This is a genomic window from Paenibacillus sp. HGH0039 (genome assembly GCF_000411255.1).
Classification (GTDB): domain Bacteria; phylum Bacillota; class Bacilli; order Paenibacillales; family NBRC-103111; genus Paenibacillus_F.
In genome coordinates this window covers 2,726,127-2,750,587 of the sequence record NZ_KE150413.1, presented here as the reverse complement: position 1 = coordinate 2,750,587, position 24,461 = coordinate 2,726,127, and the positions used below count along the sequence as shown (strand labels likewise).

The following is a 24,461-nucleotide window of genomic DNA, read 5'->3' as shown; positions in this document are numbered from 1 at the left end:
AATTTTCCCGACGATGCCCCAAAAAGCTCAAAAAAAAGCTCCCGGAACATCCCGGAAGCCGCTAGTCGCTAATCATTTAAAGCTTTGTTGTTGTCTGTTATTTATGATTAACATGTTGAGGAAGGTGCAGGTCCTTACGATTTCACATAAAAATCTCTTTTCTTAATTTCCTGCGCGAATGCCGTAAAATCAGCTCCGCATCAAACAGCTCGTGAACCAGAAAACAGACGGAGCCGCTGCACGTAAGCTGATATTCTTTCACGGGAAAAAGATCCGCTTTGAGCTTAACCGGGTGGAAACAGACGTCTGCGCTTCGGTTGTTCTCATAGCCCGCGTACAGGATTTCCCGCTTCGTTTCCAGACTGTCAATCAGCTTCTCCAGATGAAGATCCTCGTGATTCATCCCGTCCAGCGCACCTTCCGGCAGCGCCTCAAGATGAGCGTAAATCGCCTTATGAAGAATGGTCTCTTCCCTATATCGGTAAGAACTGACTCTGCGCAGCAGCGGGCTTGTCTGTCCGAAGACGGCGCGAGGCTTTTTATGTAAGCTTTTAGAAGGGATCAGCACCTGTTCGACGACTTCCTCGCTCAATTGTTCTTGAAGGATGATTTCCAGCATCTTAATGGATGAGCCTTCCGAATGCATAAGCAGGTCAAACAAATAACGCTCGTTGCCCCACATCGACCACTCTTTCTCCACTCGCCCCCGTCCTCCTTGTTTACTTTTCGGTCTCCGTGAATAATAGTAAACGATTTCCAGTCTTTCAGGTAGGTTATCAAATGTCTTGTGAAGGGATAAATTTGCAGAGAATCGGTGAGATATGCGAAAAAAGAGCCGTCCACCCGAGGTGTAGGCTCTTTCGCTAAGGTTATAAGACTTGCGGCGGCCGGTTATTATCCTTTGCTGATATAGAACGTAACGCGGTCGCCTTTGTTCGCGGGCTGATTAGGCGCGGGCTCCTGCCTGAATACGGTGCCGCTCTCGGCGGGATTCGGTTCGATGAAGTACGAATACCGCATGCCGGCCGCTTTCACCGCCTGCTCCGCGGCTTCCTGGGTCATTCCGATCAGGTTCGGAATCTGGCCCGGCACCGCCTCGGTTGCCGGCGTTGGCGTCGGTGTAGGCTCCGGAGTCGACGTGTTAACCGTCGTTGTCGGCGTAGGCGCCGGCGTGGCAGTCGCCGTATTGCCTGCCGTACCGCCGCTGCCGGGACCTTTGCTGGGTCCGCCCGGCAGCAGCATATACATGAAGACAGCGATGCCGAGCAGGACCACGGCCACGGTCCCCAAGGTCCAGATGGTCCGCCTGAGCGGCATCTTCTCCCGGGTGTCGGCTTCTTCCGCTTCCGGCTCCTTTGCCCTAGGGGGCTTCTCTGTCCGCCGCACCCGTTCCGGCGCAGGCTCTTCTTCCTGGCGGTACTGAATGCGCGGCGGCGCCGTCTCCCGTACCGGCTCCGCCGGAGGAGCGGCCGGCGGGATGAACGCCTTAGGCGGAGCCTCCGGCGATTTCTCCAGCGCGATGATTTCCCGCAGGCTGAATATAAAAGAAGACAGCGAAACTTCTTCGCGGAAAACACGGCGCGACAAAGCAAGCAGCGCCTCTTTCTGTCCGGACGTCAGACCGGTCAGGCTCGGCACCACATTCTCCTGGTACTGGTCGAACGTCGCCGGTCCTTGTTTGGAATGCGTGCTGATTTGATAGAGCAGCGTGCATAAACCCAGCGAGCCGCGCGAAACCAGTTTTCCGGGTGACCAGTAATTCATCACTTTCAGGCGGTTATCCTCCGTCAGCCACATATTCTCGGCCGTTACGGAGAAGCCGGAGATTCCCTCTTCCATCGCTTCCTGCATGCCTTTGCCCAAATCGAAAACAGCGGAGACAATTTCTTTGCCCCGCATACGGTGGCGTCCCAGTTGAGCGGAAAGCGGTGTTCCTTTCTGTGCGGTCAATACCGTGTAGACATGATTTTCGGCAAGTCCCGCGTTTAAAATATGAAAAAAACGTTCGTCCGAAAACTGTGCGGCCTGACCGAGCACACGCAAGTAATCGGATGATGAAGCGTCCCCTGATTTTTCTACCATGAGCAGAAATACATCCCGGTGCAAAGACAGGTCTTTCCCTGCATACATGACGCCATCCGCCAAAGGATGAATCGGTTCGGTCAATACGTACCGCTCTCCAATGCGCTGTTCCATTCTAACAGTCCTCCCGTCCGTGCGATCCTCTACGATTCTCCAATCGTTCTCTTTCTATAGTATACCATTCGAAGCTTATTCATGTTTTGTGCGCGAAAACAAGCGTCTCTCGTGTCATTATGAAGGAAATCGGAGAAAATAGCAAAAATCCTTCCCTCTTCTTCCAGTTTTGAAAAAATGTCTTATAATGGGGAAAGGCCTTTGTGGATAAGGCTGGAAACCAGACAGAGAGAACCGTAAAGGAAAGGATGATGAGAAATGAATAGACCGCTGACCCGCCGTCTGGACCGGCGATTTGTGACCGTATCGCAGATCAGTTCGCTGCTGACAAACAGCATTTTGCTGCTGGCTTCGTTCGCTTACCTAATGGCGGCCCAAAGCCGTGACTGGTTCATGCTTCCCGGCTGGATTGCGGCAGCCGCTTCCGCCGTATCGCTTGTTTTGTTCACGTTCGTGATTCCGCAGGCCAGATACCGGTTGTATGCGTTCGAAGTAACCGAAGAAGAACTGGAGATCCGCAGCGGCTGGATCTGGATTACGAATATCCTGGTGCCGATGGTACGTGTCCAGCACGTTGAGTTGGAGCGGGGGCCGCTGCAGAGATATTACGGACTCGCCGAGCTGAAAATCGTGACTGCGGCTACGACCCACCGGATCAGAGGCCTCAGCGAGGACGACGCGGAAGCTTTAAAACACCGGCTGGGCGTGCTCGCAAGGGCGGTGGACGAAGATGAATGAGCCGCGCAAATTACATAAGTCTTATATCTTTTTCCCCGTCCTGAAGACCCTTCAAACGCTGGTGCCGGTTTTTGTGCTTATTGCCATACGGGAAGGAGAATGGAGATGGATGCCGTTTCTCATTCTGCTCGGCGTCTGCGCGCTGTTCGCGGGGTTCGGGGCCGTCGGCTGGAGCACGTTTCACTACCGGCTGGAAGAAGACCGTCTGATCATTCAAAAAGGCCTTATTTTCCGCGAGGAAAAAATCATGTATTATCCCAGAATCCATTCGATGAATACGGAACAGCCTTTTGTGCAGCGGCTGCTTGGCGTCGTGCAGCTCAAGTTCGAAATGCCGGGCGGCAAAAAGGAGTCCGACGGCGTACTGCCCGCCGTATCGGCTCAAGAAGCCGCAAGAATCATCCGGGAGATTAACGCGTTCCTCTCCTCGTCCGGTTATTCTCCCGTTACCGCAGAAAGCGGCGAAGGAAACGGAAGCATGGAGAAGGCAATCGAGCCAGACGCAGTACCTGCCGAAACAAAAGGCCGGCCGCCGCAAACCGCCTCTGCGGAAGAGACGGGCGTGTACGCTTATCGGGCAACGGCCGGAACGTTGATTCTTGCCGCGTTCTCAACGCTGAACATCGGGTTGATCGCGGCCTTCGTGGCCGGTGTCTTGTCTCTTGCCGACGACGTGCTTCCCGGCAATTTGTATGCACGGCTATGGAACGCGCGCAACGAGCTGCACGGGGGCTGGCTGATCTACGTCCTGCTGGGCCTGGGCGGTTTGGCGGCGGCATGGCTGCTGGCGGGACTCTTGTATCTGCTCAAATACGCGGGCTTTACCGTCCGGGCCGAGGCCGGAACGCTCACCGTTTCCTACGGGCTGCTGGAAAAAAAGAAGCACACCTTCCAAGAGGCGCGCGTACAGGCGGTGCTGATTAAAGAAGGACTGGTGCGGCAGCTTATAGGACGGGCGCAAATCGAGCTGCGGGTCGTTTCTTCATCCAAAGAAGAAAAAATCATGCTCATGCCGCTGGTGTCCGCCAAGCGGATTCCGCAGCTTCTGCCGCAGCTGCTCCCGCGTTTCAGCCTGCCGGCTATCGAGAACCGGCCGCCGGCTAGAGCGCTGCTGTATTACAGCCGCACCGACGTTGCCGTAGTGGCCGTTCTTGCGGCCGCCGCCGTCTATTTCTGGGGGCCGGCCGCCCTCTGGGGACTGCTGCTGCTTCTGCTGGATTTCCTCTGGTCTTACTCCCGCTTCAGAAGCTCGGGAATGACTCTCCAGGGAAGCCAGCTTACCGTTCGCGGCCGGATGATCGCAAGGTCGACCTGGCTCGTGCGGCGCCCTCAAGTTTTGAGCCTGCGCATGAAAGGCACCCGCTCTCAGAGGCGCAAGCATCTCCTCAGCCTCTCCGTTTCGGTGATGGGAGACACGAGCTCAACCGCATGCGAAGTCTCCTTCATCGAAGAACGGGATGCGCAGCGGGTGTGGTCCTGGTTCAGCAGAAGCGCAGATCACACGCACGGCAAGGACTAACTCAGCGTTGGCGCCGGAGCCGTACGGCCCGGTAAATATCGAAATGAAAAGCGTCAATCATGTCCGTCGAAATATCGAACGGATTGGCCGGCTTCAGGGGGTTTACTTCAAAAGAGTAAACCCCTTCTTCGTTATATGGTTTGAACCTTCCCCTTTCATAATTTACATCTGCCTTCACCGTTTTGCGCCCAGGCTTACCCAAAATGGAACATTTGTTCTCCACCCCGTAAAAAGCGCATTTCGTTATCCGAACGTTCCTTCTTGTTCGCTTTCAGATGATTTTTCCGTTATCCACAATTTTCCTTACCCCCCTTTTCGTTTCATCCTTCTTCCGTTGCTTTAAGGAATAGGAGCGGACAAATCCTTGATTTGGCTGACATTTTTCACAATCGAAAGGAGATAAACGATCATGAAAACCATGTATACGACTTCCGCAACAGCTCAAGGTGGACGCAAAGGACGGGTAGCTACCCCGGATGGCAAACTGGATTTACAGCTCAGCATGCCCAAAGAAATGGGCGGCGACGGTGGCGAAGGAACGAACCCCGAACAATTGTTCGCTTCCGGCTATTCGGCTTGCTTTTTGAGCGCGGTAGAACTGGTCGCCAAGAAAAAAGGCATCTCCACGGAAAACGCGAAGCTGACGGCAGATGTTTCGATCGGCAAAAACGAGGACGGAAGCCTGCAATTGTCGGCTAAACTCCAGCTATCCGTGCCTGGAGCGGATAAATCCCAGGTTGAAGAGCTGCTTGAAGAAGCTCATCAGGTTTGCCCGTATTCCCGTGCGACACGCGGAAATATTGAGGTAGAGCTTCAAGCGGTTTAATTCTTCCAATCCCTACCTGGATAAAGTGGATTGCGGCCCCGCTCATAGGCTACAATAGAAAAGACGGATAGTTCCGTCCATCTTCCCGGTAGAAGGAGATCCCTTTATGAAAAACTTTACTTTCCATAATCCGACCAAGCTCATTTTCGGCAAAGGACAGCTGGAGCAGCTTCCTAAAGAGCTTACCGCATACGGCAAAAGAGTTCTCCTCGTTTACGGCGGCGGCAGTATTAAGCGCAGCGGGCTTTACGACCAGGTCGTTTCCCTGCTCCAAGGCGCCGGTGCCGAAATTTTCGAACTGGCCGGCGTAGAGCCGAACCCCCGCGTAAGTACGGTCAAGCGCGGCGCGGATCTCTGCAAGAAAGAAAACATCGAAGTGATCCTCGCCGTAGGCGGCGGCAGCGTCATCGACTGCACGAAAGCGATCGCGGCGGGCGCTAAATACGACGGCGACGTGTGGGATTTCATGACCCGCAAAGCATCCCCCGCGGATGCCTTGCCGTTCGGAACCGTCTTGACGCTGGCGGCGACCGGTTCGGAAATGAACGCCGGTTCCGTCATCACCAACTGGGAAACCCAAGAGAAATACGGCTGGGGTTCCCCGCTCGTTTTCCCGAAATTCTCCATTCTCGATCCGGCCTTCACGGCAACCGTACCGAAAGATCAGACGGTGTACGGCATGGTTGATATTATGTCGCACGTATTCGAGCAGTATTTCCATCATACGCCGAACACGCTTGTCCAAGACGGCTTTTGCGAGACCATCTTGAAGTCTGTGATCGAAACGGCTCCGAAGCTGGTTGAAGATCTGGAGAATTACGAATACCGCGAAACCATTCTTTACAGCGGCACGATGGCTTTGAACGGCCTTCTGGCCATGGGTGTGCAGGGAGACTGGGCGACCCACAATATCGAACATGCGGTTTCCGCCGTTTACGATATTCCGCACGGCGGAGGTCTTGCCATTCTGTTCCCGAACTGGATGACGCACGTTCTCGATGAGAATGTCGGACGTTTCAAGCAGTTCGCAGTCCGTGTGTTCGGCATCCCGGCCGAAGGCAAATCCGACCGCGATGTCGCGCTTGAAGGGATTGAAGCGCTTCGCAGCTTCTGGAATTCCATCGGCGCGCCAAGCCGTCTGGCGGATTACGACATCGACGACAGCAAGCTGGACGTCATGGTCGACCGTGCGATGGTCTACGGTCCGTTCGGCTACTTCAAGCGTCTGGACCGCGAAGACGTGACGGCCATTTACAAGGCATCGCTGTAACGGTACGGACCTTCCCGGCAAAGCCCCCGCAAGGCGTACGCCGCGTGAAGCGGCCTAGCCTAAGCCCCTGCTGAACATAGAAGAAGCCCCGCTTCATTGACGGTTGTCAGTGAAGCGGGGCTTCTTTGCGTCAGCAGGGGCTTGACCCGCCCGGCAGGATGTCCCCGGCGCGAAGGCCGCTGTTCCTGCCTGCGGAGCCGCCGGCCGTTTTGGCACTGCGTGCGCGCTTTCAGCCGTGCGATCGGGCTGGCAGCCTGCTGCAGCAGGCAGTGCTTGCGATCAGCGATCGCAGTCAACGGCATGCCAGGTCAGCCGCCTTCGGAACCCGGCAGGATCCAACGCCGCGTTTATTCGTCCCGGCGGCCGGGCATGCCCTGCCAGGCTTCCCGCCAGGCGGCGAACTTGCGCTCCCAGCCCATGGCGTTGGCCGGACTCGAGGACGGCAGCCGGACAAAGCGGAGCCGGCTGTCGGCGAGCAGGTGCCCGGCATGCTTACGGAACAGTTTCTCGGAAGCTGCGCCGTTAAACATGACGGTGCGAAGGTTCGGATACTCCGCGAACAACGCGTCAAAATCGTTCACGGCCGGCTCCCGGATGTTCGCGTCCAGACTCCCCTCCCGCTCACAGGAAGCGAGCACGTCCCATAAAGCGATTTTGCGGTTGACCGCAAACCGAAGCCGTTCTTCATAGGTATCCGGCACACGGTCTTCACCATGCAGCGAAGCCAGCAGCCTCCAGAAATCGTTGCGCGGATTTCCGTAGTATTCCTGTCTTTCCAGCGAAAGCTCTCCCGGCATGGAGCCCAAAATCAGAACGACGCTGTCCGGAGCGATGACGGGCTCGAATCCCATACATAACATAAGTACCTTCTCCTCTTCTTATTTTCCCCATCCCGATGCGTAGAAGCCGTGTTCACGATGCCATTCCGCATAGAAAATATCTTTTATCTGCTTGAACCCCGACTCTTTCATTCGTTCCTTCAGCCACTCTTCGTCGCGGCCGATGCGGTTCAGCTCTTTGAATTTGATTTCTCCTTCTTCGATTAGAGGGACCGGGAGTTCGACGGGTTCTTCCGGCAGGTTCAAGTCTCCCCGGACGACCGTATCGTACGGCGATTTTTTCAGAATGCTGAGCGAACCGTTGTTTTCGAAAATACCGTAAGCGACTTCGTGAAGGGAAAAAATCCCCTGCTCCCTCAGCAGCATAAGAAGCTGTTCCAGATCAAGACTGTTCGATCGCATAGCCTTTACGTTCAACTTCCCTTTCTCAATGACGACAGCCGGACTTCCTTCGAAGGCGCGGCGCAGCTTTTTATATTTTTGGGTGATCTTTTCGAAGGTCAGGGAAAGCACGGTCCAGAAGGCGAGCGCAAACAGAAGCTCGAGATATTTGACCTCTTTATCATACACGGTGTTCCCCACAAGTTCACTCAGCATAAGAGCGGAAACGAAATCGAACGGGGTGAGCTGGGAAATTTCCTTTTTGCCGAGCAGCCGGGTCATTCCCCATAAGCCGATGAATCCGGTAATCAGTTTGATGCCGATGTACATAAAATCCACACTGGAACACCCGCTTTCTGGTCTACGTAATATCGGTAACCTGAAGACAGCCGTCAAGGCGTTCAGATAGTACTCAATAACCGGAAAAGCCTGCTTGCAAACAGGAATTCCGCGTCAGCCGGGCATGGTATATAATAGAAAGACGGAGATCACGGATAAAACAGTGAAGAACAGCTTTGTTAAATTACATAATAATTATTATGTAAACAATTGATTGTCTTATTTTAGATTGCCAAATTATACCAATGACGCTCCGATCTGTGGATGGTTCCATGTTTCAGGCTCGCTTGATTTAAGAAAGGTATTGAGGTGCACCCGATGAATATTCAAAAACAAAAAGACCGCGAAGAACTCGATAAAAAGATTCCTTTTATGCCTTGGTATGTGGATAAATTCATTCATCACAAGCTTCCGGACCTCTCCCCTTCCACTCTGCTGGAGTATGTAAGGGATTATGAAACGTTCTTTTCCTGGCTTCTGGCCGAGGGACTCAGCACCGCGGAACGGATGGCGGACATTCCACTGGAGGATCTGGAGAAGCTCCATATGGAGAGCGTCGATCATTACCGGGCTTATCTGGCGACGAAGAAAGATCAAGCCAACACGAAGATTACGATTAACCGAAAAATTTCGTCTCTGCGTTCTTTATTTCATTACTTGAGCCAGATCGCCGAGGACGAAAATTATTATCCGCTGCTTAAACGGAACGTGATGGCCAAGATCGAGATCAAGCGGACGAACAAGGCCAAAGATCTGGCGGGAAAATTGGAAGGAAAGCTTCTTCAGGAAAATGAGATCTTCGAATTTATCGACTATATCCGCAGCGGGTACGAACATGACATTGCGAACAACAAGCAGGCCCTGTATGCGTACGAACTGAACAAAATCCGTGATGCCTGCATCGTAAGCCTTATTCTTCATTCGGGCCTGCGTGTGTCGGAAGTCGTTAATTTAACGCTGGACGATCTCGATATGAAAAAAAGAACCGTGTACGTGTACCGCAAAGGGAACAACGACGGTTCCTTCAAGACAAGGGTTTTCTTCCGGCAGGAGGCCGTGGACGATTTAACCTGTTACCTGCAGCTTAGAGAAACCCGGTACCATCCCCCCAAGAAGGAAAAAGCGCTTTTTCTTACGATTCCTAATGGTAAAAAGGAAGGGCAGCTGATGTCCAAACGGGCCATACAGGAAATGGTCATCAAATATGCGAAGCGCTTCGGCAAGCCTTTTCTAAGCGTACATAAGCTGCGGCATTCATTCGCAACCGACTATTATTTGCAAAATGATTTGTACAAGACACAGGAACAGCTTGGACACGCGTCGTCCGATACCACGCAAATTTATGCCCACTTGACCGATAAAACGATGGAAGAAGCGATCGATAAGCGGAAAGAAGGATAAACTTTTATTCGTGCCACTAATGATTAACACCATTAAATATATCCGTTTTTTCTTTGACCCGATTCGAAACCGTTAGGGCCGGCGCGTCCAGGCCGGTAAGGAAGGACAAGGCTTTTGTAAGATGATTAATAAGGTTAATTGACTATAGTTAATGCCATAAATGAATATTGTTTTCCGTCAGATTCCATTACACTCACTCCACTCTGTCGCAAAGGATGCCGTGACCATCATGCCTATAACCACTGATCTTATTTACTTCCGCTATTTGACCCAGGAGGATGCTCCCGCTCTCCTCTCTCTTATGCAAAGAAACCGGGCCCACTTTGAGCCCTTTACGATTACACGTCCCGACTCGTTTTATACGCTTGATGAACAGTCCGCACGGATACGGAAATGGACCGAGGACCGGGCAGCGGACAAGAGCTACAATTTCGGGATATTTTTTAAGGAAAACGATGAGCTGATCGGCGAGATGTCCTTGTTTCACGCCGCCCGAGAACCGGCGCACAAATGCATGATGGGATACTGTCTGGATCACGCCTACCAGGGCAAAGGGATTATGTCGCATGCGGCACGCCTCGCCCTGGACTTCGCTTTCGATGAAGCGGGGTTTCACCGCGTGGAAGCGGGCGTTATGCCTCACAACATCGGCTCCATTCGAGTGCTGGAAAAGGCGGGGTTTCAGCGTGAAGGAGTCGCCCGCAAAAACGTGAAAATCAACGGAGTCTGGCAGGATCATGTAATGTTTGCCATCCTCGAAGAAGACGAGCGGCCGCGGTCTTAACTCTCCCGGCCGGATCACTTCCGACATGACAAAAGACAGTTCACACGAAGCTTGTATAAGCTCTCCTGAACTGTCTTTTTTCCATGCGCCTTACGACCTTGACCGGTGTATAAGCTTTGTTCCGGTTCACTGTTTCCGTTTACGCAAGCCTTTTACCGGTTTTCGCGCAGCCGGTTTCTTTTTCACTGGTTTCTTGCTCCCTTTCCTTCGTTTTGGGGGAACCGGCAGGGGATCCCGCTGGGGAAGGACGGAGCCTGGCTCATGCCGGAACGTGTTCTCCGGCGGCAGCCTGCTCTCCTCTCTGGCGGCCTCTTCCCTTCTGCGCTCCGCCAGAAGAAGCGGCTCTTCGTAAGTACCCTGGGCCAGCTCTTCCAGCTCCTGCCGAGAGATCGGCTCCTTGACGGCTACGAAATAATACAAGATTTCGTCCACCACATTTAGCGTGGATTGCCGGAGCATACGCCGGTCTTCTTCATCGTAAATGGGAGACAGATACTGCGGCAGATAAAAGAATTCGCAGCGCAGCAGCTTTAAATCGATCTCGGTCACGGCCCCCTTATCCCATCCGGCGGGCACGTCAGTCATATAGCTGTTTTCACGCAAAGGATCGTATACATACAACTCGTTCGTAAAAAACCGGGGCAGCTGTTCGTCAAACCAGGAACGGAACTGCGGGTTTACCGCATGATAAGAGGTATGCGCATATGGAGCAAGCAGACAGATGACTGCTTTATGCCGGCAAACACGGTAAATCTCCTTCATCACGTTCATAAGATCGGGCACATATTCCAGTGAACGGCTGGCCATAACGAAATCAACCGTACCGGTTTCTAGAGGGATACCGTCGTTTAAATCGCACTGGAGATCAACACCGGGGAGCGGCGCTTTGTCGATGCCGATAAAACCGGGATGTTTGCGCAGGCCGCATCCCAAATCGATTTTCATACCCATCGCTCCCTATCCCTTTACCAGATACTATTACCGTATGGATGAAAAGGATGTTTGGCATGGGTCAAGCGCCAATCTCACGGAAATTGTGCGAATCGGCTTGCCTGTGTCTAGAGGTATCGGGATCTTCAGGTTCCAGAATAAGCGTCACTTCAAGCGTGGCCGTATTTTTCCCCGTATAGATCGGTTCGAGAAGCTCGGGAATACCGAAATTTTTGGTTTCCAGGCCGCTGCACCTTGCTTTTAGCTCCATTCGGCCCCCGATATGCTTGATCTCCCCTTTAAACTGAATCGGTTGGGTCATATTCCGAACGGTCAATTCGCCCTCGATCGTCAGCGGGTGAGGTTCCCCTTCCAGCAGCGGTTTTTCGAACCCGCCCACTTTAACGATCCGGAACGAGGCTTCCGGGTAAGCTTTTACGTTAAAAAAATACCAGTCCCGCAGTTTGGCGTTCCAGGCAGGATCTTCCGAATAAAGAGAGGTCATGTCGGCAGCAACCGTACCGACTATGTGTTCCGTGTCTTCCTGGTTGATTTTTAACAGCCCCGAAAGCTTCGGAAACGTCAAATCCAGCGATTCGTGTGGAGATATGACCGAAAGCGCCGCCGAAGACCCCGCAGTCACTTTCCACGTCTTTCCCAATTGGAGCGGACCCAGCTTATCCCCTTTTTGTATTTCTTTCTCCTGTATCCACAAGGGTTCCCTGGCAATTGCGATATATCCCGTCAAACTCCCCAAAATCAGAACAGCTCCAAGCGTACCGAACCACCAATAGCGACTCCGATTCATTCGTAAGCAATGCCCCCTTTTTGGCATAACCGGATGGCCTTCTATTGTTTACATAACATATATTATGAAAACCATTATGCTTTTCTAATAAGCGCTTTCAGTTCATCTCCTAAAAGCCACCGTTATAGGAAATTTGTCCTAGATAACTAATTCGTCATAAAAATTCATATTCCTCTCCTTATTTTTCTGGGTATACGGAATTATTCAAATTTTAAGACAATTTTTACATTCGCCAGGATTCGAGTACAATAATGGAACAACCATTTCCTTTAAGAAGGTGTTAGCTTGAAAACTCATCTCTTGATTGCCGATGACGATGCGCATATCCGTGAGCTTCTGCAATTTATTTTCAAAAAGGAAAATTACCTCGTTTCCGAGGCAGCTGACGGCGAAGAAGCCGCCGCGCTGCTGGAACGGGAGCAAATTCATCTCGCGGTTATCGACGTTATGATGCCGGGCAAAAACGGACTGGAGCTTTGCGAAGAAATCCGCAGCTATTACGACATCCCGGTTATTTTACTCACCGCCAAAGGTGAACTTGAGGACAAGGAAAAAGGATATTTGTCCGGTACGGACGATTATCTCGTAAAACCGTTCGAGCCTAAAGAACTACTTTTCCGGGTGAAAGCTCTGCTGCGTCGGTATCAGCTCGTTTCCTCGGATGTTATCGCACTGAACCGGACCGTTATAGATCGCAAGAGCTATGAAATACATATGGACGGAGAGACCTATGTCATTCCGCTCAAAGAATTTGAACTGCTGGCTCAACTGGCCAGCCAGCCGGGACGCATTTTTACGAGGGAACAGCTTCTGAAACTGGTTTGGGGAGCTGACTATGAAGGAGGCAGCCGGACAATCGATGTGCACATCAAACGGCTGCGGGAACGTTTTCACGAGAAAACGAGCGACTTCGTGCTGACAACGGTGCGCGGCCTCGGCTACAAATTAGAGGTGTGCTCCACATGAAGACCTTATATGTACGGATCGTTATCACTTTCCTTCTGATCGCCGTGGTCAGCAGCGCGGCCGCACTTCTCTTCTCCAACGGCTACTACTCCGCCAAGCTCCGGGACTATAACGAACAAAAGATTTTAAAAATTTCTCAGGAAATCCGGGGCCTGTACGAGGAAATTCCGGGACTTGGGCTGGGCGAGTATTTGACCCGCATCGCCAATATGGGGTTCCAGGTTTACGCGGTAGACGATGAACTCCGGGGAACTTTTTACGGATCGCCTTTTAAACATAAGGAGATCGAACGGGACACGATTGTCCGCGTGCTGAACGGCGACACTTATCACGGAGTTATGGAAGAGCGCCACCTCCTCCTCGTCACGGGTTTTTTCGAGAACAGCATCCGCAACAGCATCGGTCTTCCGGTTCGAAGCGGCGGCAAAACCATGGCCTTGTTCATTCGTCCCGACATGGAGCAGCAGATCGGAGAAGTCCGGATTCTGATGGCGCTTCTGCTCGGTTTCACGTTTCTGCTCAGTCTGGTGCTGATTATTGTTTCCACCCGCTTTATCGTTAAGCCCGTACAGAAATTGACGGAAGCCACGAACAAGATCGTAGGCGGAGACTACAACATCCACATGGACGTCACGCGGCGCGACGAAATCGGCAACTTGGCCCGGCATTTTACGCAAATGGCGCAGTCGCTGGAGAAACTCGATCAGATGCGGCAGGAGTTTGTCGCCAATGTCTCGCATGAAATTCAGTCTCCTCTCACAACAATTCAAGGTTTTGCCCAGAGCATCCTGGAAAAAGGCGCTACACCCGAGGAAGAACGAAGATACCTCCGGATTATTGAAGAAGAAAGCCGCCGGCTGTCGTCCCTCAGCAAAGAGCTTTTGACGCTCGCCGCTCTGGACAAAGAAACGAGCGCCCTCAAACCTTCTTCCTTCCGGCTGGACGAGCAGATCCGCCAAATTTTCATTACGACGGAATGGCAGTGGACGGAGAAAGAGCTTCAGCTTCAGCTGGATCTCCCCGAACTGGTCATTCGCGCGGACTCGCAGCTTCTGCATCAGGTGTGGTTGAATCTGATTGCCAACAGCATCAAATTTACCCGGCCGGGGGACACAATCTCCGTTCAAATCCGGCAAGAACAACATGAAATCCTCGTCTCAATCGGCGATACCGGACCGGGTATCCCTCCCGAAGACCTCCCCCATATTTTTGACCGCTTCTATAAAGGGGATAAATCCCGCAACCGCTCCCGCTCCGGCAGCGGCCTAGGACTGTCCATCGCTCATAAAATCGTCACCTTGCACAAGGGCAGTATCGAAGCAAAGAGCCTTCCGGGCGAAGGAACGGTATTTCAGATCCGGCTTCCTCAACTGTAATCTTCCGTTCATCGTCCGTTCATAATCCTGTCCTACAATTCATTTTGAGAATAAGGACAGGAGGTTATGAGCATCATGAACAACCCGTGGAACAAACTCGCGCGCGCCGTGAGCTCCCCCCGAGGGGCTAAAATCGTGGCCGCCCTGTGGATAATCGCGATCATAGCACTCAGCCTGGCTGCGCCGGGATCGAAACAAGTTGCCGTAAGCAGCGGAGAAGGCAGCGCCTTTAGTCAATCGCCTTCGGAAGAAGCTCAAAAAATGATGGATGAGCGATTTCCATCCGAGGACGGTTTGACGGCGCTGCTCGTTTTTCACGGCAAAAATTCGATTACCGCGGAAGAGCGATCGAAGATCGCCGCTATCAGCGAATGGCTGGCCTCTGACGGCAAACCGCCGCAGATTGCCGGTGCGCTCCCTTTTCACACGCTGCCCAAAGCGGTCCAGGACAAGATGTTTTCCGATGACGGAACGACAATCCTGCTGAACGCCGCTTTCCATAAGGATTTGGAATCCGGACAGATATACGAAGGGCTGCAGCAAATCCGCACGCACGTCGAACAGACGGGAATCGGTTCGCTCGAATTCAAGATCACGGGCCCGGCCGGCATCGCGGCAGACACCACTTCCCTCTTCAAGAACGCCGACTTCGTCCTCATGTTCGCTACCGTCGGCCTGATTCTGGTGATTCTCATGATCATTTACCGGTCTCCGCTTCTTGCCGTTATCCCCCTGGTCATTTCCGGTATGGTCTACATGGTCGTGGACCGGATACTCGGCCTTGCCGGGAAATACGGCTGGTTTCTCGTCGACAAACAGGCACTGTCCATCATGATGATCCTGCTCTTCGCCGTGCTGACCGATTACTGCTTGTTCGTACTAACCCGCTATAGGGAAGAACTCCAGACGTCCGCGGACAAGTACGAAGCCATGCAGCATGCCCTCAGCCGGGTGGCTGAGCCGATCCTGTTCAGCGGCGGAACGGTCCTTATCGCCATGCTCACGTTGTTTACGGCCGTTTTCAAGCCGTATCACCATTTTGCGCCCGTTTTCTCGGCAGCCATGGCCGTTATCATGCTCGGCGGCCTTACGCTTATCCCCGCTGTCTTTGCCCTGCTGGGCCGGAAAGCGTTCTGGCCTTTTGTTCCGAAGCTTTCGAAATCTTCAGCGGGCAAGGCAAGGGGGTTTTGGGCTTCGATGGGCGGATTCGTTACGCGAAAGCCCGGTTTAACGGCAGGCGTTCTACTCCTTGCCCTGCTCGCGTCTTCGCTTTCCGTTACTTCGATGAAATATTCGTTTAATCTCTTGAAATCTTTTCCGGACAGTACTTCGTCCCGTCAAGGCTTCGAGATTCTTGAAACCAAATTCCCGCCGGGACAGCTCGCTCCGGTATCGGTTCTTTTAACTTCGGAGAAAAGGCTGCCGCTTGACGCCGCCTTTTACGAGAAGGTCGCCGCCCTGACCGGCCTCTTAAAAAATCAGCCGGGCGTGAACGCCGTCTCTCCGGAGATTACGCCCGCTATATCCGCAAGCGGTGCGCAGCTTCCGAAAAAGGTGTTATCTGCGGATGGAACCGCCATGAAACTGCAGCTGACGCTGGAGAGCAATCCGTACGAACCGGTCTCGCTCGATCTGATCGGTCTGCTTCGCGGCAGCAGTCCGGCGCTTCTGGAGAAAAGCGGACTGAATCCGTCCGAGTTTACCCTGCATTACGCAGGACAAACGGCGGTGCAGCTCGATGTCAGGAATATGAACAAGCGGGATACGATTCTTCTTTTCTCTCTGATCACGATTTTTATTACGATTATGCTGCTCATTCAGACCCAATCGTTTAAACATGCGCTCACCATGATCGCCACGATGCTGCTGTCCTACACGGCTACACTCGGCCTCGGGTGGATGATCTTTCATTTCGTGCTGGGTTATGATTCCATCAGCTACCGCTTGCCGGTATACACCTTCGTATTCCTGATCGCGCTGGGCGTCGATTACAACATCATGCTCGTATCGCGGATCAAAGAAGAGGCGGCACGGTACCCTTGGAAAGAAGCCGTAAGCCGCGGCGTCGCTTTGACGGGAGGAGTAATCTCATCCGCCGGCCTCATTTTGGCCGCCACCTTCACGGTGCTCATAACCCAGCCGCTGCAGGAGCTCTTTCTGTTCGGGTTGACGATGGCCCTCGGCATTCTTCTCGATACGTTCCTGGTCCGGGGCATGCTTCTACCCGCTCTGCTCGTGTTTGCCGGGGAGCGCAAGAACAGCGCGATGAAACGCGAAACCTTGAAAGATCACACTGCGCCCCGGCAATAAAACTAAACTCAGGAGGAGCTTTTGACATGTTCGGATGGATGTTATTTCTTCATATAACGGGTTTACTTGGCTGGCTGGGTGCTCTGCTCGGTATTCTTGTCACCATGCTTTTGCTGAGAAAACAACTGGGTACACCCGATGCAAACAGTCTCGCCGGAAAAACGATCCGAGTATTCGGACGAATCGCTCATCCCAGCTCGATTCTCGTTCTTCTCAGCGGTGTTTACCTCATTCTCCAAATGGGCCTCGGCTCCGGAAAGCCGTTCTGGCTTCAAGTGATGGAAAAAGGCGGAGGCACGATCATTCTGCTCGCAGTCATCTTTACAGCCGTACTGGGCAGCAAAATGAACAAACGGTTGAACTCAGCGGGCGGGACTTCCGTCCGATTAACCGGCTACCTCAGCATGGTGGGAGTCTTCATGTTCCTGATCGTTTCGGTTGTTCTTGTCGTCAGCTTGAAGCTGTAAACCGGCTTTTTCGTGAAAAACAAAAAAAACGCCTATTACGGCGTTTTTTTGTTTACCTTTTAATTAGATCCGCCGGCCGGAACCAGCTTGCGTTTGTTTTTACTGCTCCAGGAGGTCGAAATGATGAAAGAAATGACCAGGATAACCGCACCGAACATATACGGGAGGTTAATTTGTACGTCGAACAGAATACCCGCGATGGCAGGCCCGAAAATATTCCCGAGGCTCATGTAAGCATTGTTCATACCAGCGACGAAGCCCTGCTCATCTCCCGCCATTTTGGACAAGAGTGTATTGATTGCGGGGCGCATGATGGAAGTCAAGGTGAAGAACAGCATGGTAATCACGAGTATATACCAGAAGTTGCCCGAGAGAAGCATCAGAATCAGACACAGTGCCGACAGGATAAAGGTCAAGTTAATGAGCTTCTTCTCTCCGAAACGGCGGATCAGCTTATCGATCAGCATCGCCTGAATAACGGCGCCGATCAACGCTCCGACGGTAATCAGAATCGAAATATCCTTTGCTGTGTAACCGTACTTGTTATCCACGAACAGCGGGAACACCGCTTCAAAGTTAGCCAGACCGAAGGTCAGGGCGAATACAAGCAGCAGCAGGATGAAGTACGGGGCTTTGAACGACTGTCCCAGCTGGATAAAAATGCTTTCCTTCTTCACCTGAGACGAACGGTTAGCGGCAAGCTCTTCTTTGGACAGCGACTCCGGCAGAACAAGCAGGGAACCGATCATAGCCAAAGCGCCGACCGCGGACGACACGTAGAACGGAGCCCGCAAACCGAGTTCCGCCAGAAACCCGCCGATGCCGGGTCCGATAACGAAACCGAGCGACATGGCCGCCCCGAGCATCCCCATTCCTTTTCCGCGTTTCTCGTCGGTTGTAATGTCCGCGATGTACGCCATCATAGATGGAATCATGGCAGCCGCACCGATACCGCCGATAAGACGGGAAGCATAAAGCATCCAGACTTCGGAAGCCATGGCGAAAAGCAGATTAGAGACCGTGAACAGCGCCAGACCGGACACGATCATTATTCTGCGGCCGTATTTATCCGACCACTCTCCCCCGATCGGAGAGAAAATAAACTGAGTAAGACCGAAGGCCGCTACGAGATAGCCCGCTGTTTTGCCTCCGAGACCAAATTCTTTCAAAAATTCAGGCAGGACCGGAATAATAAGTCCGATACCGAGCATCGCGATAAACATATTGATCATCAAGATGACCAACGGCGAGCGGCGGTTTTTCATTGTGCTCATTTGGATTCTCCCTTCAGCTATCCTTATATAAGGGTAACTGCTTCTTTTTGTATTACAGAAGTATAGCGCACAGATTAACTTTTAGTCAATTTGTAAAGTTGTAAAGTTTTTTTTATAAGATAACTCTCCGGGACAGGCTTGACTTTGAACAAATCTCATTCCTATGATAAGGTTGGTATTTAATGCTTAACCGAGGTGAAAAGATTGCCGAGAAATCCAGAAAGAGACCAGGAAATCCGTAAAGAACGCTGTGACCAGATCTTATCCGCGGCGGTCGAGCTCTTTGCCAAAAACGGGCTCAGCTCCACGAAGATTTCGGATATCGCCCATAAAGCCCACATGAGCCACGGCCTTATTTATAACTATTTTCAGTCCAAAGAAGAAATTTATATTTCGATCGTAGAGAAAAATCTGTGCATCCTGACGGCGCTGTTCGAACAGGCGCATAGGTTGCCGGATGCTTCTTCCTACGAGAAGCTGACTTGGCTGCTGGATCAGGTCTACAGCGAAAGATGGGACGACGCCGTGTTCTACCAGGTCGTCGCCGATCAGATTCTTACGTCCGATTCCGTGTCGGACCAGCTGAAAACTTCCGTACGCACAAGCATCGGTGACAATTTGAAACTGCTCACCCGTATTTTCCGGGAAGGTCAGGAGAAAGGTGAATTTATCCAAGGAGATCCACGAGAGCTGGCCTTTTATTTTATGAATATGATCCAGGCCGTACTGCTTGCGGAGACAAGAGGGATTTATTTTACGGGCACTCCCCTGCACCGCAATTTGCTTCAGCTCTTTTTGCCGAAAGCCTGAAAAGCCCGCCAGATTTTCAGCCGGTCGCTCCTTTCAAGGACGGCCGGCTTTTTGCACCCCCTGCAATACGGGGCACGAATTGTCGGATGCGAAAAATCGGATTCTGCTATTGTAAAGTTGAAAGGAGGTCATGAGCATGAACGGGCTTGAAAAGATGAACAGTGCCCTTGCGTACATCGAAGCAAATCTTGCGGATGACATTGATTTCAAAGAAGTCGCCAGACTCGCGGTATGCTCGGAGTATCATTTCAAACGGATGTTTTCGACACTTGCGGGAGTTACGCTCTCGGAGTATATCCGCCGCAGACGTCTTACGCTTGCAGCCTTCGAGCTGGCCAACACGGACCTCAGACTGCTGGATGTGGCCGTTAAATACGGCTACAGCTCTTCGGATTCTTTTGCGAGGGCATTTCTCAGTCTACACGGGATTAATCCTTCCGAAGCGCGTACTCGTGGACAATCTTTGAAAGCTTACCCCCGCATGACCTTCCAATTAACGATACAAGGAGGAAGCGAAATGAATTATCGTTTGGTAGAAAAGGATGCATTCCGGATCGTCGGGTTGAAAAAAAGGGTACCCTTGATCTATAACGGGGTTAACCCGGAGATCGCCGCTATGTGGGGAAATTTGAATATGGAAACGATCACGCTGCTGAAATCATTGTCAAACGTGGAGCCTTCCGGGCTCATCAGCGCATCCGTAAACTTCTCGGAAGGACGCCTGGAATCCGGGGAACTCGATCATTATATCGGCGCGGCAACGACGAAGGACTGCCCGGATCACTTGACACAGTTGGAAGTTAAAGCTTCCACCTGGGCGGTATTCGAAGCGGTCGGACCTTTCCCGGAGACGCTTCAAAATGTTTGGGGCCGTATTTATTCCGAGTGGTTTCCATCCTCCGGCTATGAAAGTACAGAGGGACCGGAACTGTTATGGAACGAAAGCAAAGACACCAGTTCCCCGACCTACCGAAGCGAAATATGGGTCCCTGTTGTGAAACAGTAAGATTTAATTAAGAACGATGCAAAAAGAGGCCAATAATTTGGCCTCTTTTTTGTGTCTATATAAGTTGAACTACTGTTTTTTCACATTCCGATATACAATCGAACGAGCGTCAAAGCGACGGCTGCATATTTGTTCTCGGTTCTATACCGTAGAGCGATCGCCAATTTGTCAGATAAACAGTTCTTTTATAGCATGGACAGCACGGCTTTGGGAACTTTACAAACGACGCTGTAGGCGGAGTTGAACACATTGGCCACCTCGTATTCCACAGCCTGACCCATGAGCAGGCTTGCTTCCGAGACAGTCAGGCCGTAGTCTTTCGTCAGCATAGCCAGCATTTCCGTCGTTGCATGCTGCAGCGCTTGATCAAGCGGCCTGGCGTTGCCGATGCAAAACCAGTGCGTGTCCGATTCGCCTCGCGGCCAACCGATCGTTTTCCCCTTCAATACCTGAACAGTGAAGCGGACGTCGAGCGATATTTCCACACCGGTGCCTACAATTTCCCCGCAGCCTTGAGCGGCATGCCCGTCCCCAAGATGGAAGAGCGCCCCCTCCGCAAAAACCGGAAAATAGACGGTAACACCGGCTATAAGGCCTTTATAGTCCATATTCCCCCCGTATTCCCCGCTCGTTGCCGTTGAAATCGCCTGATCTTTCGGAGGAGCAACGCCAAAACAGCCCAGAAACGGGCGCGCTTCCAGCTTCAATCCGGCCAAGCCGGACGTTGGCTTTTCCAAAACAACCAAAGCTTGCTCAGCATCCACAGACCAACGCACAATGTCGAATGGCGGCAAAGCTGCGGCAGCTATCGGATCGACGACGTTCGGCGCCAGCACGTTGAACGTCCAGCCCCAATCCCGGCTCGGCACCATCGACTCAAGCCGTACGGCAAGCGTATCGCCGGGCTGCGCCCCTTCCACATAGAATGGTCCCGTCATCGGATTGCCGCGCCCGGCCACGCTTTCCCCTCTGTAGTCCCAGCCTCTGGCGTCTACTGTGGATGTCACGACGGAATCGCCGTCGGCAATTTTGAGTACGGGCTCGTGTGCCCCTATGGTGTTATGGTAATGCTTGGGTTGAAAGTGGTGTACAGCCATCGTTTCGCCTCCTTTAGATCGAGGAATTTTCCTTGGCTTTCACTTTGCTTGAGAGCATCGACAATTTCGGTGTTTTCAGTATAAGGGCAACCGCTAACAGCATGCAATCGTTAATGGCGAACATAATCGTGATGGACATTTGCGAAGATCGACTTTGCGTCAGACTTTCATGTAAAAAAACCATTCGTTCAACTTATATAGTTACCGCCCGTTTTTTTCCTCAAACAATTCCAATCTCCAGTCCGTATTCGTATATCGCTTCCCGATTACTGTTCTGACAAGCGTCAATTTATCCGGGATGGGATTTAAAGCAAGATAACGAAATTCATACGAGTCGAAACTATTTTTTGCTTAAAAAAAGAGCCCCGTTTAGCAACGGGGCTCCTTCACGTCCGGTTTGCGCCATAAGAGCGCAGCGGGTGCGATTGATATAAATAAGTGCGATTAGATCTTCATGACGCCGCCAGTACTGGCGTTGGTTACCAGCTTGGAATAACGGGCCAGGTAGCCGGTTTTCACTTTCGGCTCGAACTCTTTCCAGCCTTTGCGGCGCTCTTCCATTTCTTCGTCGCTGACCTTCAGCTCGATTTTGCGCTCGATCAGATCCAGTTCAATGATGTCGCCGTCCTGAACGAAGGCGATCGGTCCGCCTTCGGCCGCTTCCGGCGAAATGTGGCCGATGCTGATTCCGCGGGATGCGCCGGAGAAACGGCCGTCCGTGATCAGGCCGACTTTGGCACCGAGGCCCATGCCGACGATCTGCGAAGTCGGAGCAAGCATTTCCGGCATGCCAGGGCCGCCTTTAGGTCCTTCGTAGCGGATGACCACCACGTGGCCTTCTTTGACTTTGCCGTTAGCGATGCCGTACAGCGCATCGTCCTGGGAGTCAAAGCAGATGGCCGGTCCGACATGGCGTCCGCCTACGGAAGGGTCCACCGCGCCGACCTTGATGATGCTGCCGTTCGGCGCCAGGTTGCCGAACAAGACGGCAAGGCCGCCACGCTCGGAGTGCGGGTTATCCAGCGTGTGGATAACATCCTGGTTCAAAATCTCCGCGCCGGCCACGTTCTCGGCAAGCGTCTTGCCGGTTACGGTGATGCAGTCGCCGTGGATAGCGCCCGGCTTTTTGAGAAGCTCGTTTATAACCGCGCTTACGCCGCCGGCTTCGTGGATGTCCTCGATGTGCCAGTCCGATGCCGGAGCGACTTTGGACAGATGCGGCACACGGTTCGCCACTTCGTTGATGCGCTCGATCGGATATTCGAATCCCGCTTCATGAGCGAGAGCAAGTGTATGGAGAACGGTATTCGTCGAGCCGCCCATTGCCATATCCAGCGCGAACGCGTTGTCGATGGCTTCTTTCGTGACAATGTCGCGCGGCTTCAGATCGAGCTTGATCAGCTCCATAAGCTGCGTCGCGGATTGTTTCACGAACTCTCTGCGCTCGGGAGATACGGCGAGAATCGTGCCGTTGCCCGGCATAGCCAGTCCAAGCGCTTCACACAGGCAGTTCATGGAGTTCGCCGTAAACATGCCGGAACAGGAACCGCATGTCGGACAGCCGTATTGTTCAAGCTCAAGCAGAGCTTTATCGTCGATTTTACCTACCTGGTAGGCGCCGACGCCTTCGAATACGGAAGTCAGGGAGATCGAACGGCCGTTGCTGTCTTTACCCGCTTTCATCGGGCCGCCGCTTACGAATACGGTCGGAATGTTGACGCGAAGAGCGCCCATCATCATGCCCGGAGTGATTTTGTCGCAGTTCGGGATACACACCATACCGTCGAACCAGTGCGCGGAAACGACCGTCTCCAGAGAGTCCGCGATAATCTCGCGGCTCGGAAGGGAATAACGCATGCCGATGTGGCCCATGGCGATGCCGTCGTCCACGCCGATCGTGTTGAATTCAAATGGCACGCCGCCCGCTTCGCGGATAGCTTCTTTAACGATTTTACCGAATTCTTGCAGATGAACGTGACCCGGTACGATATCAATATAAGAGTTGCACACCGCGATAAACGGTTTGCCGAAATCCTCTTCCTTGACTCCAGCCGCGCGCAGCAGGCTGCGGTGCGGCGCCCGGTCGAACCCCTTCTTGATCATATCGCTTCTCATGCCTTGTTTAGCCATCTATGATTCCTCCCGCTTCTATCAAGTGCATTGCCGTTTTACTGCATTAAAAGGAATTGTATCACGGATAATCCTTTTTTGCCTATCTTTTTTACAAAGGAATGTCGAAAAATATCAATCGAAAATTTTTGCGCGCTCCATTGAGGAGAGCTTGCGGCCCGCGATGTCCAGAACGATCTTCCCTCCGGCGAGGCCCCAAATGCGGCTGGCATACCGCTCCGCGAACTCCACGTTGTGCAGGGAGCAGACGACCGTTACCTTCTCCCGCTTGCATAGCTCGCGCAAATCTTTCAGCACGCTGTTGGCGGCTTCGGGATCGAGACCGGATACCGGCTCGTCCGCAATGACAATTTTCGCGCCCTGCACGAGCGCTCGCGCGATCGAAACTCTCTGCCGCTCTCCCCCGCTCAAATCCTCGACCTTTTTCTCGGCTTTATCGAGCAGGCCGACTTTCTCCAGATAGTCCATGGCAAGCACATGCTCGTCCCGGGCATTCGTGCCGGTTAACACGCGCATGACGGACTTTTCGTAAAACCGTCCTTTCAGCACGTTCTTGACGGCCGTCTGCTTCCGGTCCAGCGCCGGGCTTTCTTCGATAAACGCCCAATCCCGCTTCAGCTTGAACTTCTCGGCGATCCCGAGCGACGTAATGTCCCGGTCGTTATAAATGAACTGGCCGTCGTCCCATTTTTCTTGCAAAGCGATGCACTTCAGCAGGGTCGTTTTTCCGCTCCCGCTTGCGCCGACAAGCCCGATCAGCTCGCCTTCGTCGATTTGTAGCGATATTTTGGAAAGGATCTCCTGTCCCGTGGTCAGCTTCTTGGTCAAATTGCGTATCGTCAACATCAGCCGTATGCTCCCTCGTCTCCGTTAGGTGCACACGCTTACAACTGCGTGCGTCAGCCTTTGCTAGTTTCACCTATTATAGCAAAAACACGGTCGATGAGGAATCGTTTCGTCAGGCGGACGTGCGAAACCCTCCCGCCGGTGTCCG

At 52.6% G+C, this 24,461-nt stretch carries 23 protein-coding genes; 12 read left to right on the top strand and 11 right to left on the bottom strand.

The window, feature by feature from the left end; all coding sequences use genetic code 11:
* Nucleotides 1-142: 142 nt before the first annotated feature.
* Nucleotides 143-700, bottom strand: a complete 558-nt coding sequence (locus tag HMPREF1207_RS26865) for a hypothetical protein (RefSeq protein ID WP_009673616.1) — start codon at nt 698-700, stop codon at nt 143-145.
* A gap of 194 nt (nt 701-894) precedes the next feature.
* Nucleotides 895-2,196 carry a Stk1 family PASTA domain-containing Ser/Thr kinase gene (locus HMPREF1207_RS26860; RefSeq protein ID WP_009673555.1) on the bottom strand — a complete coding sequence of 434 codons (1,302 nt, stop codon included), beginning with the start codon at nt 2,194-2,196 and terminating at the stop codon, nt 895-897.
* A gap of 258 nt (nt 2,197-2,454) precedes the next feature.
* Between HMPREF1207_RS26860 and HMPREF1207_RS26855 the strand changes: the two genes are divergently transcribed.
* From HMPREF1207_RS26855 to HMPREF1207_RS26835, 4 genes are all read left to right on the top strand, one after another.
* Nucleotides 2,455-2,934, top strand: a complete 480-nt coding sequence (locus HMPREF1207_RS26855) for a PH domain-containing protein (protein WP_009673581.1) — start codon at nt 2,455-2,457, stop codon at nt 2,932-2,934.
* A 109-nt stretch (nt 2,935-3,043) separates the two neighbouring features.
* A complete protein-coding gene (locus HMPREF1207_RS26850; RefSeq protein WP_231392141.1) occupies nt 3,044-4,453 on the top strand; it encodes a PH domain-containing protein in 1,410 nt (469 codons plus the stop codon).
* A 409-nt stretch (nt 4,454-4,862) separates the two neighbouring features.
* A complete protein-coding gene (locus HMPREF1207_RS26840; RefSeq protein WP_009673630.1) occupies nt 4,863-5,279 on the top strand; it encodes an organic hydroperoxide resistance protein in 417 nt (138 codons plus the stop codon).
* A 106-nt stretch (nt 5,280-5,385) separates the two neighbouring features.
* On the top strand, nt 5,386-6,549 hold the full coding sequence (locus HMPREF1207_RS26835; RefSeq protein ID WP_009673688.1) for an iron-containing alcohol dehydrogenase: 1,164 nt from the start codon (nt 5,386-5,388) through the stop codon (nt 6,547-6,549).
* A 59-nt stretch (nt 6,550-6,608) separates the two neighbouring features.
* Here the strand turns inward: HMPREF1207_RS26835 and HMPREF1207_RS26830 are convergent, their stop codons facing one another.
* The 3 genes from HMPREF1207_RS26830 to HMPREF1207_RS26820 are packed head-to-tail and all read right to left on the bottom strand — an operon-like array spanning nt 6,609 to nt 8,099.
* On the bottom strand, nt 6,609-6,851 hold the full coding sequence (locus HMPREF1207_RS26830) for a hypothetical protein (RefSeq protein ID WP_009673773.1): 243 nt from the start codon (nt 6,849-6,851) through the stop codon (nt 6,609-6,611).
* A gap of 45 nt (nt 6,852-6,896) precedes the next feature.
* Nucleotides 6,897-7,409, bottom strand: a complete 513-nt coding sequence (locus HMPREF1207_RS26825) for a DNA-deoxyinosine glycosylase (protein WP_009673729.1) — start codon at nt 7,407-7,409, stop codon at nt 6,897-6,899.
* 18 nt (nt 7,410-7,427) lie between these two features.
* Complete coding sequence (locus tag HMPREF1207_RS26820) at nt 7,428-8,099, bottom strand: DUF421 domain-containing protein (RefSeq protein ID WP_016424176.1); 672 nt, start codon at nt 8,097-8,099, stop codon at nt 7,428-7,430.
* A 327-nt stretch (nt 8,100-8,426) separates the two neighbouring features.
* Between HMPREF1207_RS26820 and xerS the strand changes: the two genes are divergently transcribed.
* Both xerS and HMPREF1207_RS26810 read left to right on the top strand, forming a co-directional pair.
* Nucleotides 8,427-9,509 carry a tyrosine recombinase XerS gene (gene xerS / locus HMPREF1207_RS26815; RefSeq protein ID WP_009673862.1) on the top strand — a complete coding sequence of 361 codons (1,083 nt, stop codon included), beginning with the start codon at nt 8,427-8,429 and terminating at the stop codon, nt 9,507-9,509.
* Between the two features lie 229 nt (nt 9,510-9,738).
* Nucleotides 9,739-10,293: a GNAT family N-acetyltransferase gene (locus tag HMPREF1207_RS26810; protein ID WP_009673611.1), complete on the top strand. Its 555-nt coding sequence runs from the start codon at nt 9,739-9,741 to the stop codon at nt 10,291-10,293.
* A gap of 126 nt (nt 10,294-10,419) precedes the next feature.
* Here the strand turns inward: HMPREF1207_RS26810 and HMPREF1207_RS26805 are convergent, their stop codons facing one another.
* Both HMPREF1207_RS26805 and HMPREF1207_RS26800 read right to left on the bottom strand, forming a co-directional pair.
* Entirely contained in the window at nt 10,420-11,238 is an 819-nt protein-coding gene (locus HMPREF1207_RS26805; RefSeq protein ID WP_009673687.1) for a methyltransferase domain-containing protein, read from the bottom strand.
* A gap of 67 nt (nt 11,239-11,305) precedes the next feature.
* Nucleotides 11,306-12,031: a YceI family protein gene (locus HMPREF1207_RS26800; protein ID WP_009673840.1), complete on the bottom strand. Its 726-nt coding sequence runs from the start codon at nt 12,029-12,031 to the stop codon at nt 11,306-11,308.
* A 285-nt stretch (nt 12,032-12,316) separates the two neighbouring features.
* On the opposite strand from HMPREF1207_RS26800, the gene HMPREF1207_RS26795 reads away from it, so the two are divergent.
* The 4 genes from HMPREF1207_RS26795 to HMPREF1207_RS26780 all read left to right on the top strand — a co-directional run bounded on the left by HMPREF1207_RS26795 (nt 12,317) and on the right by HMPREF1207_RS26780 (nt 17,150).
* Nucleotides 12,317-12,997 (top strand): response regulator transcription factor, encoded by a 681-nt coding sequence (locus HMPREF1207_RS26795; RefSeq protein WP_009673569.1) that lies wholly within the window; start codon nt 12,317-12,319, stop codon nt 12,995-12,997.
* Nucleotides 12,994-14,373 (top strand): sensor histidine kinase, encoded by a 1,380-nt coding sequence (locus HMPREF1207_RS26790; protein ID WP_009673889.1) that lies wholly within the window; start codon nt 12,994-12,996, stop codon nt 14,371-14,373. The genes HMPREF1207_RS26795 and HMPREF1207_RS26790 overlap by 4 nt, the downstream gene beginning before the upstream one ends.
* 75 nt (nt 14,374-14,448) lie before the next feature.
* Complete coding sequence (locus tag HMPREF1207_RS26785) at nt 14,449-16,683, top strand: MMPL family transporter (protein ID WP_016424173.1); 2,235 nt, start codon at nt 14,449-14,451, stop codon at nt 16,681-16,683.
* Between the two features lie 26 nt (nt 16,684-16,709).
* Nucleotides 16,710-17,150 carry a hypothetical protein gene (locus HMPREF1207_RS26780; RefSeq protein WP_009673685.1) on the top strand — a complete coding sequence of 147 codons (441 nt, stop codon included), beginning with the start codon at nt 16,710-16,712 and terminating at the stop codon, nt 17,148-17,150.
* A gap of 59 nt (nt 17,151-17,209) precedes the next feature.
* Here the strand turns inward: HMPREF1207_RS26780 and HMPREF1207_RS26775 are convergent, their stop codons facing one another.
* On the bottom strand, nt 17,210-18,424 hold the full coding sequence (locus tag HMPREF1207_RS26775; RefSeq protein WP_009673844.1) for an MFS transporter: 1,215 nt from the start codon (nt 18,422-18,424) through the stop codon (nt 17,210-17,212).
* 204 nt (nt 18,425-18,628) lie between these two features.
* Between HMPREF1207_RS26775 and HMPREF1207_RS26770 the strand changes: the two genes are divergently transcribed.
* Complete coding sequence (locus HMPREF1207_RS26770; protein WP_009673876.1) at nt 18,629-19,234, top strand: TetR/AcrR family transcriptional regulator; 606 nt, start codon at nt 18,629-18,631, stop codon at nt 19,232-19,234.
* Nucleotides 19,235-19,370: 136 nt separating this feature from the next.
* Complete coding sequence (locus HMPREF1207_RS26765; protein ID WP_009673892.1) at nt 19,371-20,240, top strand: AraC family transcriptional regulator; 870 nt, start codon at nt 19,371-19,373, stop codon at nt 20,238-20,240.
* 185 nt (nt 20,241-20,425) lie between these two features.
* Here the strand turns inward: HMPREF1207_RS26765 and HMPREF1207_RS26760 are convergent, their stop codons facing one another.
* The 3 genes from HMPREF1207_RS26760 to HMPREF1207_RS26750 form a co-directional block, all read right to left on the bottom strand.
* On the bottom strand, nt 20,426-21,337 hold the full coding sequence (locus HMPREF1207_RS26760; protein ID WP_009673820.1) for an acetamidase/formamidase family protein: 912 nt from the start codon (nt 21,335-21,337) through the stop codon (nt 20,426-20,428).
* A gap of 444 nt (nt 21,338-21,781) precedes the next feature.
* On the bottom strand, nt 21,782-23,467 hold the full coding sequence (gene ilvD, locus HMPREF1207_RS26755) for a dihydroxy-acid dehydratase (protein WP_009673633.1): 1,686 nt from the start codon (nt 23,465-23,467) through the stop codon (nt 21,782-21,784).
* Between the two features lie 114 nt (nt 23,468-23,581).
* On the bottom strand, nt 23,582-24,313 hold the full coding sequence (locus HMPREF1207_RS26750) for a phosphonate ABC transporter ATP-binding protein (RefSeq protein WP_009673909.1): 732 nt from the start codon (nt 24,311-24,313) through the stop codon (nt 23,582-23,584).
* Nucleotides 24,314-24,461: the final 148 nt, after the last annotated feature.

Bases quoted from the DNA above. Each gene is read 5' to 3' on its own strand.
- HMPREF1207_RS26760 (WP_009673820.1), bottom strand. From the start codon at position 21,337: ATGGCTGTACACCACTTTCAACCCAAGCATTACCATAACACCATAGGG.
- HMPREF1207_RS26775 (WP_009673844.1), bottom strand. From the start codon at position 18,424: ATGAGCACAATGAAAAACCGCCGCTCGCCGTTGGTCATCTTGATGATC.
- HMPREF1207_RS26790 (WP_009673889.1), top strand. From the start codon at position 12,994: ATGAAGACCTTATATGTACGGATCGTTATCACTTTCCTTCTGATCGCC.
- HMPREF1207_RS26840 (WP_009673630.1), top strand. From the start codon at position 4,863: ATGAAAACCATGTATACGACTTCCGCAACAGCTCAAGGTGGACGCAAA.
- HMPREF1207_RS26835 (WP_009673688.1), top strand. From the start codon at position 5,386: ATGAAAAACTTTACTTTCCATAATCCGACCAAGCTCATTTTCGGCAAA.
- HMPREF1207_RS26805 (WP_009673687.1), bottom strand. From the start codon at position 11,238: ATGAAAATCGATTTGGGATGCGGCCTGCGCAAACATCCCGGTTTTATC.
- HMPREF1207_RS26860 (WP_009673555.1), bottom strand. From the start codon at position 2,196: ATGGAACAGCGCATTGGAGAGCGGTACGTATTGACCGAACCGATTCAT.
- HMPREF1207_RS26855 (WP_009673581.1), top strand. From the start codon at position 2,455: ATGAATAGACCGCTGACCCGCCGTCTGGACCGGCGATTTGTGACCGTA.
- xerS (WP_009673862.1), top strand. From the start codon at position 8,427: ATGAATATTCAAAAACAAAAAGACCGCGAAGAACTCGATAAAAAGATT.
- HMPREF1207_RS26750 (WP_009673909.1), bottom strand. From the start codon at position 24,313: ATGTTGACGATACGCAATTTGACCAAGAAGCTGACCACGGGACAGGAG.
- HMPREF1207_RS26765 (WP_009673892.1), top strand. From the start codon at position 19,371: ATGAACGGGCTTGAAAAGATGAACAGTGCCCTTGCGTACATCGAAGCA.
- HMPREF1207_RS26800 (WP_009673840.1), bottom strand. From the start codon at position 12,031: ATGAATCGGAGTCGCTATTGGTGGTTCGGTACGCTTGGAGCTGTTCTG.
- HMPREF1207_RS26820 (WP_016424176.1), bottom strand. From the start codon at position 8,099: ATGTACATCGGCATCAAACTGATTACCGGATTCATCGGCTTATGGGGA.
- HMPREF1207_RS26830 (WP_009673773.1), bottom strand. From the start codon at position 6,851: ATGCCGTTGACTGCGATCGCTGATCGCAAGCACTGCCTGCTGCAGCAG.
- HMPREF1207_RS26850 (WP_231392141.1), top strand. From the start codon at position 3,044: ATGCCGTTTCTCATTCTGCTCGGCGTCTGCGCGCTGTTCGCGGGGTTC.
- HMPREF1207_RS26810 (WP_009673611.1), top strand. From the start codon at position 9,739: ATGCCTATAACCACTGATCTTATTTACTTCCGCTATTTGACCCAGGAG.
- ilvD (WP_009673633.1), bottom strand. From the start codon at position 23,467: ATGGCTAAACAAGGCATGAGAAGCGATATGATCAAGAAGGGGTTCGAC.
- HMPREF1207_RS26785 (WP_016424173.1), top strand. From the start codon at position 14,449: ATGAACAACCCGTGGAACAAACTCGCGCGCGCCGTGAGCTCCCCCCGA.
- HMPREF1207_RS26825 (WP_009673729.1), bottom strand. From the start codon at position 7,409: ATGTTATGTATGGGATTCGAGCCCGTCATCGCTCCGGACAGCGTCGTT.
- HMPREF1207_RS26780 (WP_009673685.1), top strand. From the start codon at position 16,710: ATGTTCGGATGGATGTTATTTCTTCATATAACGGGTTTACTTGGCTGG.